Below are 14,729 nucleotides of genomic sequence, written 5' to 3' on the forward strand. Positions count from 1 at the left end.
CGACTTCAAAAAAGCAGCGGCACATGGACAAGACCTACCAACCTCAAGACATCGAACAACGCTGGTATCAGCATTGGGAACAAAGCGGCTATTTCGCCCCCAAAGGCGAGGGCAAGCCGTATTGCATCATGATCCCGCCGCCGAACGTCACCGGCACGCTGCACATGGGGCACGGTTTCAACCAGATGGTGATCGACACCCTGATCCGCTACCACCGCATGAAGGGCGACAAAACCCTCTACCAACCCGGCACTGACCACGCAGGCATTGCTACACAAATGGTGGTGGAACGCCAATTGCTGGCGCAAGGTGTGACCCGCCACGATCTGGGGCGTGAGAAGTTCCTCGAAAAAGTCTGGGAGTGGAAAGGGCAATCCGGCGACACCATCAACCGCCAATTGCGCCGTTTAGGCACAACCCCTGACTGGTCACGCGAACGCTTTACGATGGACGAAGGCTTGTCGGAAGCCGTGCGTGAAGTGTTCGTGCGCCTGCATGAAGAAGGTTTGATCTATCGCGGCAAACGCTTGGTGAACTGGGATACCGTGCTGCACACCGCTGTTTCCGACCTTGAAGTCGTGTCCGAAGAAGAAAACGGCAATATGTGGCACTTCCGCTACCCGCTGGCGGATGCGGCGGGCAATGCCACTGACGAATTCCTGATTGTTGCGACCACGCGCCCGGAAACCATGCTGGGTGACTCCGCCGTGGCAGTAAACCCGAAAGACGAGCGTTACCAGCATTTGATCGGCAAAAACGTGGTGTTGCCGCTGGTAGGCCGCTTGATTCCGGTGGTGGGCGACGATTACGCTGACCCGGAAAAAGGCACGGGTTGCGTGAAGATTACCCCTGCGCACGATTTCAACGACTATCAGGTGGGCAAGCGTCACAACCTGCCGCTGATCAATATTTTCACCATTGATGCCTGCATCAACGAGGTTTCGCCGGAAAAGTATCAAGGGCTGGAACGCTTTGCGGCGCGTAAGCAAATCGTTGCGGACATGGATGCGCTCGGCTTGCTGGATAAAATCGAAGACCACAAGCTGATGGTGCCGCGTGGCGACCGTTCTGGCACAGTCATTGAACCGTACCTGACGGATCAGTGGTACGTGGATTTGACCCGTGAAACGCTGGACGACGGGCGACCCGGCGGCAAAACCGCGATTGCGCAACCGGCGATTGACGTGGTAGCGAGCGGCGAAGTGCGCTTCATTCCGGGCAACTGGGTGAACACCTACAATCACTGGATGAACAACCTCGACGACTGGTGCATTTCACGCCAGTTGTGGTGGGGGCATCGCATTCCAGCGTGGTACGACGACGCGGGCAATGTCTACGTGGCGCGTTCCGAAGCTGAGGTGCGCAGCAAATACAACCTGCCTGCCGACCTCGCGTTGCGTCAGGATGAGGACGTGTTGGATACGTGGTTCTCCTCCGCGCTGTGGCCGTTTTCTACGCTCGGCTGGCCGAATGTGGACGACGAAGCCCTGAAAGCCTTCTACCCCACGCAGATGCTGATGACCGGCTTCGACATCATCTTCTTCTGGGTGGCGCGGATGATCATGTTCGGCAAGAAATTCATGGGCGACGTGCCGTTCCGCGACGTGTACATCCACGGGCTGGTGAAGGATGCGGACGGGCAGAAAATGTCCAAATCCAAGGGTAACGTGCTTGACCCGCTCGACATTATCGACGGCATCGACCTCGAAGCACTGGTTGCCAAACGCACCAGCGGCATGATGCAACCGCAACTCGCCGCGAAAATCGACAAAGCCACCCGCAAGCAATTCCCCGACGGCATTACCCCGCACGGCACGGATGCGCTGCGGATGACGTTTGCCTCGTTCGCCACCGCCGGGCGCGACATCCGTTTCGACATGCAACGGCTGGAAGGCTACCGCAATTTCTGCAACAAGCTGTGGAACGCGGCGCGTTACGTGCTGATGCAGTGCGAAGAGCAGGATACCGGGCTGGATGATACTTTGCCGGTGGAATTGTCGGCGGCGGATCGCTGGATCATTTCCTTGCTGCAACAGACCGAGGCTGAAGTTGCCGACCACATCGACAACTACCGCTTCGACCTTGCCGCCAAAGCGATGTACGAATTTGCCTGGCACGAATACTGCGACTGGTATCTGGAGCTGACCAAGCCGATTTTGGGCAAAGCCAACGACAACCAAGCCGCCAAACGTGGCACACGCCGTACCTTGGTGCGCGTGCTGGAAGCGGCGTTGCGTCTGATGCACCCGATCATGCCGTTCATTACCGAAGAAATCTGGCAGAACATCAAGGGCTTGGCGGGCGTGTCCGGCGATTCCATCATGCTGCAACCCTACCCCGTCGCCGATACTGCACTGGTTGATCAGGCAGCACTGGCGGAAATCGAATGGGTGAAAGCCTTCATCATGGGCATCCGCCGCATCCGTTCCGAGATGGACATCAAGCCGGGGCAAGTGCTGGATGTGCTGCTGCAAAACTGGAGCGACACCGACAAGGCACTGTTCACCACCAGCGAAGCGTTTGCGCGGACGCTGGCGAAAGTCGGCAACGTGACGTGGCTGGAAGCTGGAGCGGATGCGCCGGAATCGGCTACGGCACTGGTCGGCGAGATGCAAATCCTCATCCCACTGGCGGGGCTGATCGACAAGGACGCGGAAATTGCGCGTCTGAGCAAGGAAATCGAGAAGCTGCAAAAGAACCTCGGCGGGCTGGAAGGTCGGCTGAATAATCCAGCGTTTGCGGACAAAGCTCCGGCAGCCGTGCTGGAACAGACGCGCAAGCAGGCGGATGAACAGCGGGCAGCGTTGGGGCAGTTGGTGGGGCAGTTGGAGAAGATTCGGGCCTTGTGATTGACATCTATCATGGGGTAAACATGCGTGTTTACCCCCGCTTCCACAAGAACAATAAGTATGTAGACTCGGCAAATTTAACTATTTACTATTTTCCGCATCCTGATTCAATCGACGAGCTAAACGTATAGCAGCAGCTTTTTCTCTTCTGCGTCTCTCACTTTCACGACGCTTATTTGCTCGAGCAATACTTGCTTTTTCACGCCCAAGACGTAATTTTTATTTAGCCAAAGCTCGTTCTTGCTCCATTACACGTAATTTTTCTTTAGCCAAAATCAGTTCTTGCTCTCCAATTTCATATGTGCCATTTTTTATTACCTCTGCTTTAGCAAGTCGTGCAATCTTTCTTTTTTCATTTGAAGCTAATTTTCTTTCTTGCTTTATAATCTCAATCTTTCTTTTTTCTTCTGCTTTTTTCAATCTTATTAGCTTTTGCTCTCCAATTTCATATGTGCCATTTTTTATTGCTTCTGCTTTAGCAAGTCGTGCAATCTTTCTTTTTTCTTTCAAGGATTCTTTCTTTGCCAATTCTATTGCACGCAAAGCTTCCTGTTCAGCCTGAACCTTCTTCAACTCCTCTAATTTCTTTAGACGATCTTTCTCAATAAACCCAATAAATTCTTGTCTTGCTTGTACAATTGAATTAAGACTTGGCAGAGCTTTTTTAACCACACCATCTAGAGATAAGTATCGGAACGAACCAGATCGCGAATGATAAATACCTATATCAGTGAATTTAAAACTATCTAGATCTTCATTATAAAGAAGAGCATAACCAATAATTTGTCGCAAATATTCCAGCTTTAATGGTTTTATTGTTGTTTTTACATCTGTTAAAATTAATTTTCCTTTACATTTAAAAATACAATCAAAATCAGCACCACCAACCAATCTAGAATTACGAAGAACCGTATTACCAACAGTTAACTCTGCACCAAAGAAATCACCATTTACATCATCTCTATAACGTAAAAAAAATATCAACCAAAGATAAAACGTCTTGTATATATGCTTCTCCACCTAAACTTTCAATATATTGATCAAGCACTAACCCTGTCATTATCTCAACTTGATCTTCAACCATATGGTTATCTTTAAAAAATAAATCTTTATTATCATCAAAGTAGAAAGTGGCAAATAATTTTGGCAGAAAACCCGATCGCAAAACACCATCCATAACTGACAATGCTGTTGCAGCATATACCACCTTGCAATCAGTAGCCGCTCTACCATCCAAATACTTTTTCCCGATTCGAAATAAACCTCTCAAGTATTGCGACAGAGAAAGGTTATCCAGATTATCATAATAATCCTCATGCAGATGATCATAACCTCTACGATGTAATATATTACCAGCAATGGCTTTATCAAAATCCAGACTATTATTACACCCCATATAGCGAATCAAATAATCCATTGTTGTTCCGACATAAGCGTAAGACGACACAGATGCTGACACGGGAAGTAATGATGGATTTATAGGCAATGCACTCTGTAATAAAGAGAGACACTCTTTTGCACCATTAATATCCTCAAACTCCGAAAAAAATCTGCGAACGGGACTATTTTTATCTTTTAGTTGACTAGTTAATGACACAAGACCGCCTTAAATTTTGAGAAATTCATATGCTAGCAAATCCCGTATATTGCCTTACCGAAGGATGCCGAAATCCCAACACAATATCCGCTTTAGAAATTCCCGCGTCCACCAACTCATTGGCAATCCCATATTCCGTACCATCGTACTGTACCCAAACTTTACTATCAATCAACTGGATATGGATAATTGCCCCTTGCAGATAATCATCCCCACGCCAACCCGCTTGCAATAAAACGTAATTGCCGTGCTCATCATCAAAACTAACACTGGATTTGATGACATCATCTGCGGAATCGTATTTGAGGTATTCCAGCAGGATTTTTTTGATGATTTCAGGGTAATTCAATTCGGTAGCCATTGCGTAATGACCTCGCTTTCAGGATCAAATACCAGAACTTTAACAATATTACCATCCAGTAATATCTGACCAATTTCAACAGAGAAAATGGTATTCGCTACTTTTTTGGTGACAGCCAGAAACAATTCTCGATCAGGTTCGGTTTGTAACATGATTTGTTTATACAGGACGTATTGACCAATAGCCTGTTCCAAATCGTTAACATCGGATACACCCGTAAAGCTCTTGATCTCAACCACAATCCGGCGCGTACCTTTTTCTGCACTGAGGAGCATTTCCGCGCCAAGATCAGCAAACAGGCGTTTTTTGCCAATGGTCAGTTTGTATGGATCATGCGTGATCGTCCAGCCATCCTTGACCAAGGCATGTTTGACAGTCTCGTGGTAAATATCCAAGCGGGGCATGACTATCCTTTGCTGCAACCATTATGGTACTGAACATAGCACAGACAGACATTCACGCAAACAACAACTGCTGCCCCACCCGCTCCGCCGCCAACCCCGCCAAATCAACACTTTTGCCGTTCAAAATCGCATTGTAGGCACGACGAACCTCCTGCTCCGCAGGGCTATCCATAAACCGCAGCACCGAAGCGGCGACGTATTCCCGCTCCAACTCGAAACTGAGCCATTGCCGATCCAGCGTTTCCGCCACCGACCCCGTGGTATTCGACCCGCCGAAAATATCCACCACCAAATCCCCCGGTTCGGTCAGGAACTTGATGAAAAACTCCGGCAACTTGGCAGGAAACCGCGCCGGATGGCTCTTGACCCCCAGCAGCTTGCAGCCGAATAAACAATCACCCGCTTCATTCTGCCAATACCTGACGATAAATATCCGCCACACTCAACACCATATCCAAACAAGGCAGCGTAATTTCATCATCCAACCGATCGAACTGCCGCAATCCCCAACTACCGTCTGCCAAGCGCACCAGCATATCCACCTGCGCTTTATCCTGCGCAACCACCAGATAGGCTTGCAAGGAAGCAAGACTCTGATAAGCTAAGGATTTTTCCATATAATCCTTACGAATCGTGGAATCAGAAGCAACCTCTACAATCAAACACGGCTTTTCCAAGTAGTATTCATCAGCCTCATCATCTGCCGAACAACTCACCACCACATCAGGGTAATAATAGGTTTTGTATTTGGCCACCCGTACTTTTACGTCAGAGAAAAACACCTCGCAGCCTTTGCGGTTTGCCGCGTCCTCCATGCGATTAATGAAGTTTCTAGCAATACGATTGTGCCTCTTGCTTGCACCTGCCATCAGGTAAGTTTGCCCATCCACGTATTCGTGACGTTCAGCGGCAAGTTTTTCACCCTCCAGATACTCAGCCTCGCTAAGGTATTGCCCCGACATTTGACGCGCTAAAGGCATAATATTCTCCTACAACACCCGCCGATAAATATCCGCCACCCTCACCCGACATTCCAGCGTACTGATTTCCACCACATCCGGCATCTCGTGAAACTCGGAATAGACCCATTGCTTATCCGCCTGCCGCTGGTATTTTTCCACACGGCAATAGTCCTGCGCGACCAATAAGTATTCCTGCAAGGACGGGATCAGTTGGTAATGGAAGAATTTCAACCCACGATCATAGGCTTCGGTAGATGCAGACAGGACTTCGATAATCACCAGCGGATTCAGCAACACATCGCTGTTTTCATCCTCAAATTGCTCATCGCCGCAAGTCACGACCACATCGGGGTAGCTGAATTTGTTGGTTTTGTCGGTGCGTGTCCTGACTTTCATATCGCTGGAGTACACCCCACAAGGTTTTTCCAGCAATTGCGCTCCCAATGAAACCACCAGATTGGTAGAAATCTGGTTATGTTCACGGCTTGCCCCCGCCATTGCGTACATTTCACCGTTCAAATATTCGCTTTTGAACTCGGCTTGGCGTTCGTGCTGAAGGTATTCCGCTTCGCTCAATAGATAAGCAGGTTGCGCAGGCATGGTATATTTCCTTAAATCACCACTGTCGAACATAGCACGGCTGGCATGTTGTCGCTATCCCAAATCAAATAGAAACTAACGGCTCGTACAGTGTGGCTTTCCGACAAGAAATTTTGCCACGTAAACCCGCCTGCCAATGTGATACAACCTAACACAACAAAAGCCCTCACAGATTGCCGCCTGTAAGGGCTTTTGAGTCATCATGATAAACATGAAATGTATTGGTCGGGACGATAGGATTTGAACCTACGACCCCCACACCCCCAGTGTGGTGCGCTACCAGGCTGCGCTACGCCCCGACTTGAAGGGATGTGAGCTTACCGTAATAGTTGGATAAGCTCAAGCTAAAATCAATACTTGAGGAGAAACAGAATACGTTCCAACTCTTCCACCAAAGGTGCAATATCATTGCCATTCACAACAATTGGCTCCAGCGGTTGTGACGGAGGTGGTGGCGTGTGCGCCTCCTCCAATAATTTCTGACGTGCACCGCTGATCGTATAACCTTGCTCATACAATAAGGTGCGAATTTGGCGAATTAGTAAAACGTCTTCGCGCTGGTAATAACGGCGGTTTCCCCGTCGCTTCATCGGCTTAAGAGAAGGAAACTCCCCCTCCCAATAGCGCAGCACATGAGTTTTTACCCCACACAAATCACTTACCTCACCAATCGTGAAATAACGCTTGCCTGGAATAGGTGGTAATTGACCACTAAGCGCCGCTACTTCCATATTCCTCTACCCGCTGCTTGAGCTTCTGCCCCGGACGGAAAGTTACTACACGACGTGCTGTTACCGGAATTTCTTCCCCAGTTTTCGGATTGCGTCCAGGACGTTGTGTTTTATCACGCAACATGAAATTACCAAAACCTGATAGCTTCACATGATTGCCTGTTTCCAACGCATCACGGATTTCTTCAAAAAACATCTCCACCAAATCCTTGGCTTCACGCTTATTCAAACCCAACTCATCAAACAGGTGTTCAACCATGTCTGCTTTAGTTAATGTTATTGTCATGCATTTTCTCCCTGTTTAACGCAATACTGCACCGACATCTTTCTGAAGCGAAGCAACCACTGCATCGATGATTCGATTAATTTCCGCATCCTCAAGAGTGCGTGAAAAGTCCTGTAAAATCAAGCTTAAAGCAACGCTTTTTTGACCGTCTGGTATACCTTTTCCTGCATAAATATCGAATAAATAATAAGATATTAATTGCGGAATCGCAGCCTTTTTAACTGCATTTTCCAATGCTACAGCTAATGTATCTTCACGAACTAACAATGCCAGATCACGGTGAATGGCTGGGAATTTGGAAATTGCTTGATACTTTGGCAAAGTGCGCTGCATCAACACACTCATATCCAACTCAAAGAGATAAACAGGTTGCCCAAGCCCCAAGTTTTCCTCCAATTGCGGGTGTAACATCCCCATCCACCCTACGACAGCAGTATCCGTCATAATTTGGGCAGATTGACCGGGGTGCAATGCCGCATGAGCCACAGGTGCAAAATGGAAACGTGTTCCGGTAACTTGCTCCAGCAATGTTTCCACATCCCCTTTCAAGTCGTAAAAATCGACAGGTCGGTTCACCTGCCCCCACTGTTCTGGGTAAAGATTTCCGGTTAACACTCCTGATAGCATATTTTTTTGCACGGGCTTGCCATCTTCGCTTTGTGCAAACGCAGGACCAATCTCGAACAAACGTACCCGACTTTGCTGACGATTCACATTATAAGTTACCGCACGCAATAAACCTGACCACAAAGTGCTGCGCATCACACCTAAATCGGCAGAAATCGGGTTCGCTAACGCAATGCTATCGGTTGCAGGTGCTAAGATTTGCTCCATTTTTGGGTCAACAAAGCTGAAAGTAACCGCTTCCTGATAGCCACGTGCCACCAGTGTGTGACGCAACGTTTCCCGCCTAACTGCGGTTTCACTCGGCTGGGTAATACGCGGTGCACGCGGACGCAATTCGGCTGGAATCGAATCGTAACCCCGTACCCGCGCCAGCTCTTCGATTAAATCTTCTTCGATGTTTAAATCGAAACGCGCCAACGGTGCTTGCACCTGCCAACCTGCATCATTACTGGTAAAAGTGCAACTCAAACGTGCCAACACACCTTCAACCGTTGCCGCATCCATCGTCACGCCCAACACACGGCGAATACGTTCAGGACGCAACAAAATCGCCTTGCGTTGCAAGACACTAGCATCAGCCAGCGTATCCACCAATGTGCCGACTTCGCCACCGCAAATGCTCACGATCAACTGTGTTGCGCGTTCCATTGCCTTAACCGGCATATCGGGGTCAACACCGCGCTCAAAACGTGCCGAAGAATCGGTTTGCAAACCGTAACTACGCGCCTTACCCATGATGTTGGCAGGGCGGAAATGCGCACTTTCCAGAAACACGTTGCGGGTAGCATACGTTACCGACGTGGGTTCACCACCCATAATGCCCGCCATCGCCACCGGCTGTGCGGCATCGGCAATCACCAATGTGTCGTTACGCAATGTCGCGGTTTGCCCATCCAGCAGCTTCAGGGTTTCGCCTGCATTGGCGTAACGCACCACAATGCCGCCTTGCAGCGTATCAAGGTCGAAAGCGTGCATTGGCTGACCGAGTTCCAGCAATACGTAATTGGTCACGTCAACTGTGGCAGAAATGCTGCGCACACCCGCCCTGCGTAATTTTTCCTGCATCCACACCGGCGTAGCGGCTTGCGGGTTGATATTGCGGATGATACGTCCGACATAACGTGGGCAAGCATCCGTCGCTTGTAGTGCAACTGGGAATGTATCGGTATGCTGGGCAGTTTGCTCAGGAATTTCCGGTACGTTGAGTGGCACATCCATCACCAAGGAGGTTTCACGTGCCACACCAATCATGCTCATGCAATCGCCACGGTTTGCAGTAATTGCCAGCTCAATCACTTCGTCGTCGAGTTTCAAATACTCGCGAATGTCCATGCCCACAGGCGCATCATCCGGTAATTCCAACAAGCCATCGGACTTGTCGGACATGCCCAACTCGGTCGATGAACACAACATGCCGAACGATTCCACACCGCGCAGCTTGCCTTTTTTGATCTTTAAATCTGCACCATCAGGTAGTGGCAATACCGCGCCAATCAACGCCAATGGCACTTTAATGCCTGCACGCACATTGCTTGCACCGCAAACGATTTGCAGGATTTCGCCACGCCCATTGTCGACTTTGCAGACGCTGAGTTTATCGGCATCAGGGTGTTTTTCACGTTCAACAACATGCCCCACCACGATATTGGTGAACGCGGTAGCTACTGGGTCACGCGCTTCCACTTCACAGCCAGACATAGTGAGTTTGTCGGCAATTGCATCCAGCGCCAGCGGGGTATCAATCCACTCACGCAGCCATTTTTCACTGACTTTCATAAGGTTACTCCGCTTAGCTAAACTGTTTCAAGAAACGCACGTCGTTATCAAACATCACGCGCAAATCATTGATTTGATAGCGTAACATCGCCAAACGTTCGACCCCGAAACCAAACGCAAAGCCGGTATATTTTTCGCTGTCGATGCCGACGTTTTTCAGCACATTCGGATGCACCATGCCACAGCCCATGACTTCCAGCCAGCCAGTGCCTTTGCACACCCGGCAACCGTCACCACCGCAATGCACACACTGAATATCGGTTTCGGCGGATGGCTCAGTAAACGGGAAGAACGTGGCACGGAAGCGCGTCGGCAATTCATCCACTTCAAAAAAGGCTTTAAAGAAGGCTTCGAGAATGCCTTTCAAATCCGCGAAAGTGACATCTTCATCCACCATCAAACCTTCCACTTGGTGGAACATCGGGCTGTGGGTCATGTCCGAGTCACAACGGTACACCCGACCCGGCGAAATGATACGCAGCGGTGGCGGGTTATTTTCCATGTGACGCACTTGCACGGAGGAGGTATGGGTACGCAGCAGCAAGCCGCTATCCATATAAAATGTGTCGTGCATGGCACGCGCCGGATGTGATTCCGGGATATTCAATGCAGTAAAATTGTGAAAATCGTCTTCAATCTCAGGGCCTTCTGCCAAACTGAAACCCAACTGTGCGAAGATCTCGCTAATGCGTTGAATAGTCTGGGTAACAGGGTGCAGGCTACCGGTATCCATGCGCCGCCCCGGTAAAGTGACATCGACCTTTTCCGCTTGCAAACGCGCACTCAAGGCTTCAGCTTGCAGGCTTTGCTTGCGGTCTTCAATTGCAATGGTCAAGGCTTGCTTGGCGGTATTGATTTCCGCACCCGCTGTTTTACGCTCTTCATGCGGTAACTTGCCCAATTGCTTGAGTTGCTCAGTCAACAAACCTGTCTTGCCTAGATACTGCACACGCACCTGATCCAACGCGGCGAGGCTGACGGCTTGCGAAATCTGCTCGTGGGCTTCGCCCATCAGTTCCAGCAAACTTTGCACGACGATTTCCTTAATGTATGGGGTTATCGGTATTTGGGAGAATTAGAAAGCAAAAGGCGGGGAGAGGCAACAACCTTCCCCCGCCTTGCTCACCCGTTTACGGGTATTTTTCAGCGCATCTTAATGCAGCTTAAGCAGCTAGGGCAGCTTTTGCCTTTTCTGCGACTGCACCAAACGCCGTGATGTCGTGAACTGCCAAATCAGCCAGAACCTTACGGTCAAGACTAATGTTAGCTTTCTTCAAACCATTCATCATACGGCTGTAAGACAGACCGAACATCCGTGCACCAGCATTGATACGCACGATCCACAAAGCGCGGAACTGGCGTTTTTTCTGACGGCGGTCGCGGAATGCGTATTGACCAGCCTTGATGACCGCCTGATGCGCAACCCGGTAGACCCGGCTGCGGGCACCGTAGTAACCTTTAGCCAGCTTGAGGACTTTCTTGTGACGGGCATGTGCCGTTACACCACGTTTAACTCTTGCCATGTTTTAAATCCTCCTGATTATGCGTAGGGCAGCATTTTTTGCACATTGCCGTGATCGGCTGCAACAACGAAGTTGTCGCCTGAACGCAAATGACGCTTACGCTTGGTGGATTTCTTAGTCAAGATATGACGCAGGTGTGACTGCTTGCGTTTAAACAAGCCACTGCCGGTTTTCTTGAAACGCTTAGCCGCAGCACGGCTACTTTTCATCTTAGGCATCTTGGTCTCCTTTTCGATCAGGTAGATAAAACATCCTGCAAGAGTGCCTTGCCTTAACAGGATGGTGTTGGGGAATACCCCCAATTTTTATGCTTAGGCTTTTTTCTTCGCGCCCAACATCATGACCATTTGACGGCCTTCCAGACGCGGGAATTGCTCGACAACCGCCAGTTCTTCCAGCTCTTTCTCAACACGCTTGAGAACATCCATCCCCAGCTCTTTGTGAGCCATTTCACGGCCTTTGAAGCGCAGGGTGACTTTAACCTTATCGCCCTCTTCCAGAAACTCTTTAAGTTTACGCAATTTGATCTGGTAATCGCCTTCATCCGTCGCCGGACGCATTTTGATTTCCTTGACCTGCACCTGTTTCTGGTTTTTACGGGCTATCGCCGCTTTCTTACTTTCATCGAAACGGAATTTACCGTAATCCATGATCCGGCAAACCGGCGGTTTCGCATTGGGTACGATTTCCACCAGATCGAGTTCGGCGTCGTAAGCCATTTCCAGAGCGTCCCGCAGGGAGACAACACCTTGATTTTCACCTTCCGCATCAATCAGACGAATTTTCGGAACGTTAATATCGTCATTAATACGGTGTTCTTTTTCGAGAGCGATAAGTTTAATCCTCAGATAGTGATAAGCGACGTGACGCAATTTCCTCTGACAGACGTCGTTGGACTTCCGCCAGTGGGAAGGTTCCTAAGTCTTTACCGGAACGTGTGCGCATAGCCATAGATTGTGTTTCCACTTCGCGATCCCCGACTACTAACAGGTACGGGACACGCTGCATAGTGTGCTCACGGATTTTAAAGCCAATTTTTTCATTTCTCAAGTCTGATACGGCGCGAATACCTGCGTCAAGCAATTGCTTGGTAGCATCTTGCACGAAATCGGCTTGTTTGTCCGTGATATTCATCACGACAGCTTGCGTTGGTGCTAACCAAAGTGGGAAACGCCCTTCGTAATGCTCAATCAGAATGCCGGTGAAGCGTTCCAATGAACCGAACAGCGCACGGTGCAACATGACCGGACGTTTGCGGGTATTGTCTTCCGCCACGTAAGTCAGGTCAAAACGTTCTGGCAAGCTCATATCCACTTGCAAAGTGCCGCACTGCCAATCACGACCGATAGCATCACGCAACACGAATTCCAGTTTAGGGCCGTAAAATGCACCTTCGCCGGGGAACAGCGTATACGGCAAATTCATGCTATCGAGTGCATTGCCGAGGGCGTGTTCCAGCAAATCCCAACTTTCATCCGAACCAATGCGGTTTTCTGGGCGAGTCGAGAGTTTAATGTGCACATTTTCAAAGCCAAATTCTTTGTAAATGTCGAGCACCAACGCCACCACGTCTTTGCACTCTTGCGCCATTTGGTCTTCGGTACAGAAGATATGGGCATCATCCTGCGTGAAGTGGCGCACACGCATCAAGCCGTGCAAAGCACCAGACGGTTCGTAACGGTGCACCTTCCCAAATTCCGCCATCCGCAACGGCAGGTCGCGGTAGCTTTTCAAACCCTGTGAAAACATCAACATACCACCGGGGCAGTTCATCGGCTTCAGGGCGAAAACACGCTCGTCTTCAGTCGTGGTAGTGAACATATTGTCACGGTAATTGAACCAGTGACCGGAGGTTTCCCACAGGCTGCGATCCATCACATCCGGGGTATTCACTTCCACGTAGCCAGCGCGTTGCTGGCGTTGACGCATATAACCGATTAGAGCTTGGAACACTGTCCAACCTTTGGGATGCCAAAATACTGCACCGGGAGCTTGTTCGTCGAAATGGAACAAATCCAATTGGCGACCGAGTTTACGGTGGTCACGCTTTTCAGCCTCTTCCAACATCGTCAGGTAGGCTTGCAAATCTTTTTTGTTTGCCCATGCCGTGCCGTAAACGCGTTGCAGCATTTCATTGTTGGAATTGCCACGCCAGTAAGCACCTGCCACCTTCATCACTTTGACAGAGGGGATTTTGCCCGTACTAGGAACGTGAGGACCACGGCACAAGTCGATAAAATCGCCTTGGCGGTAGAGGGAGAGCGTTTGTTCAGCAGGAATGCTTTCAATAATTTCCGCTTTGTATTTTTCACCCATGTTCAGGAAGAAGCTCACTGCCTCATCGCGTGACAGGGTGCTGCGCTCAACGGGGATGTCTTGCTTGATTAAATCTTGCATCCGCGCATCAATCGCCTGTAAATCTTCGGGCGTGAAAGGGCGTGGGGAGGCAAAATCGTAGTAAAAGCCATTTTCGACCGTGGGGCCGATGGTAACTTGTACTTCAGGGAATAATTGTTTGACCGCTTGAGCCATCAAATGCGCGGCAGAATGGCGGATAATATCCATACCTTCAGCATCTTTCGCAGTAATGATACTCAGGGAAACATCGTGATCAATGACATAGCTGGCATCAACCAATTGATCGTTTACTTTGCCCGCAAGCGTAGCTTTAGCCAAACCTGCGCCAATATCGGCAGCAACGGCAAGTACAGAAATGGGAGCATCGTAAGAACGTTGACTTGCGTCAGGGAGAGTAATAATAGGCATATTGTACTCCAGTGGTGGCCTATACGAGGGGTCACTTGGTTATAATCGTTATGTATAATTGGTAGGCGTAATTGGACTCGAACCAACGACCCCCACCATGTCAAGGTGGTGCTCTAACCAACTGAGCTATACGCCTGTCGTCGAAGGAGGCAGATTATAGCGAACTCAGCGAGGATGGCAAGTTATTTTTTGGTTCAGACGTGAACAGCAACTAACAAAAAAAGCGGCTCGCTGTTCACACGAGCCG

Annotated in this window: 16 protein-coding genes and 2 tRNA genes; 1 reads left to right on the top strand and 17 read right to left on the bottom strand. The window is 49.5% G+C overall.

Annotated elements, in window-relative coordinates:
• The first annotated feature begins 23 nt into the window (after positions 1-23).
• Complete coding sequence (locus BLV87_RS04865) at positions 24-2,849, top strand: valine--tRNA ligase (protein ID WP_093065967.1); 2,826 nt, start codon at positions 24-26, stop codon at positions 2,847-2,849.
• A gap of 219 nt (positions 2,850-3,068) precedes the next feature.
• Here the strand turns inward: BLV87_RS04865 and BLV87_RS04870 are convergent, their stop codons facing one another.
• The 17 genes from BLV87_RS04870 to BLV87_RS04950 form a co-directional block, all read right to left on the bottom strand.
• Positions 3,069-3,869 carry a hypothetical protein gene (locus tag BLV87_RS04870; RefSeq protein WP_175517842.1) on the bottom strand — a complete coding sequence of 267 codons (801 nt, stop codon included), beginning with the start codon at positions 3,867-3,869 and terminating at the stop codon, positions 3,069-3,071.
• Complete coding sequence (locus tag BLV87_RS04875) at positions 3,811-4,446, bottom strand: hypothetical protein (RefSeq protein ID WP_139282122.1); 636 nt, start codon at positions 4,444-4,446, stop codon at positions 3,811-3,813. Before BLV87_RS04875 ends, BLV87_RS04870 begins: the two co-directional genes overlap by 59 nt.
• A gap of 25 nt (positions 4,447-4,471) precedes the next feature.
• Positions 4,472-4,807, bottom strand: a complete 336-nt coding sequence (locus BLV87_RS04880) for a XisI protein (RefSeq protein ID WP_093065973.1) — start codon at positions 4,805-4,807, stop codon at positions 4,472-4,474.
• Positions 4,792-5,211 carry an element excision factor XisH family protein gene (locus tag BLV87_RS04885; RefSeq protein WP_093065975.1) on the bottom strand — a complete coding sequence of 140 codons (420 nt, stop codon included), beginning with the start codon at positions 5,209-5,211 and terminating at the stop codon, positions 4,792-4,794. The genes BLV87_RS04880 and BLV87_RS04885 overlap by 16 nt, the downstream gene beginning before the upstream one ends.
• 52 nt (positions 5,212-5,263) lie before the next feature.
• A complete protein-coding gene (locus BLV87_RS04890; protein WP_093065977.1) occupies positions 5,264-5,653 on the bottom strand; it encodes a DNA methyltransferase in 390 nt (129 codons plus the stop codon).
• Complete coding sequence (locus BLV87_RS04895) at positions 5,616-6,191, bottom strand: Uma2 family endonuclease (RefSeq protein ID WP_093065979.1); 576 nt, start codon at positions 6,189-6,191, stop codon at positions 5,616-5,618. Before BLV87_RS04895 ends, BLV87_RS04890 begins: the two co-directional genes overlap by 38 nt.
• A 9-nt stretch (positions 6,192-6,200) precedes the next feature.
• Positions 6,201-6,773 (bottom strand): Uma2 family endonuclease, encoded by a 573-nt coding sequence (locus BLV87_RS04900; protein ID WP_093065981.1) that lies wholly within the window; start codon positions 6,771-6,773, stop codon positions 6,201-6,203.
• Positions 6,774-6,995: 222 nt separating this feature from the next.
• Positions 6,996-7,072: transfer RNA gene (locus BLV87_RS04905), tRNA-Pro, on the bottom strand.
• Between the two features lie 51 nt (positions 7,073-7,123).
• A complete protein-coding gene (locus tag BLV87_RS04910) occupies positions 7,124-7,504 on the bottom strand; it encodes a MerR family transcriptional regulator (protein WP_093065983.1) in 381 nt (126 codons plus the stop codon).
• Complete coding sequence (gene ihfA / locus BLV87_RS04915; RefSeq protein ID WP_093066049.1) at positions 7,485-7,784, bottom strand: integration host factor subunit alpha; 300 nt, start codon at positions 7,782-7,784, stop codon at positions 7,485-7,487. Before ihfA ends, BLV87_RS04910 begins: the two co-directional genes overlap by 20 nt.
• A 21-nt stretch (positions 7,785-7,805) precedes the next feature.
• Positions 7,806-10,193, bottom strand: a complete 2,388-nt coding sequence (gene pheT, locus BLV87_RS04920) for a phenylalanine--tRNA ligase subunit beta (RefSeq protein WP_093065985.1) — start codon at positions 10,191-10,193, stop codon at positions 7,806-7,808.
• Positions 10,194-10,206: 13 nt separating this feature from the next.
• The gene (gene pheS / locus BLV87_RS04925; protein ID WP_093065987.1) at positions 10,207-11,226 is read right to left on the bottom strand and encodes a phenylalanine--tRNA ligase subunit alpha; all 1,020 of its coding nucleotides are present in this window, start codon (positions 11,224-11,226) and stop codon (positions 10,207-10,209) included.
• 130 nt (positions 11,227-11,356) lie between these two features.
• Positions 11,357-11,716, bottom strand: a complete 360-nt coding sequence (rplT, locus tag BLV87_RS04930; RefSeq protein WP_093065989.1) for a 50S ribosomal protein L20 — start codon at positions 11,714-11,716, stop codon at positions 11,357-11,359.
• Between the two features lie 17 nt (positions 11,717-11,733).
• Entirely contained in the window at positions 11,734-11,934 is a 201-nt protein-coding gene (gene rpmI, locus BLV87_RS04935; protein WP_093065991.1) for a 50S ribosomal protein L35, read from the bottom strand.
• A 93-nt stretch (positions 11,935-12,027) separates the two neighbouring features.
• A complete protein-coding gene (gene infC, locus BLV87_RS04940) occupies positions 12,028-12,588 on the bottom strand; it encodes a translation initiation factor IF-3 (RefSeq protein ID WP_245706919.1) in 561 nt (186 codons plus the stop codon).
• Complete coding sequence (thrS, locus tag BLV87_RS04945; protein WP_093065993.1) at positions 12,554-14,482, bottom strand: threonine--tRNA ligase; 1,929 nt, start codon at positions 14,480-14,482, stop codon at positions 12,554-12,556. Before thrS ends, infC begins: the two co-directional genes overlap by 35 nt.
• 59 nt (positions 14,483-14,541) lie before the next feature.
• Positions 14,542-14,618, bottom strand: a tRNA-Val gene (locus BLV87_RS04950).
• Positions 14,619-14,729 lie beyond the last annotated feature (111 nt).

The sequence above is a fragment of the Thiothrix caldifontis genome (assembly GCF_900107695.1).
GTDB classification, from domain to species: domain Bacteria; phylum Pseudomonadota; class Gammaproteobacteria; order Thiotrichales; family Thiotrichaceae; genus Thiothrix; species Thiothrix caldifontis.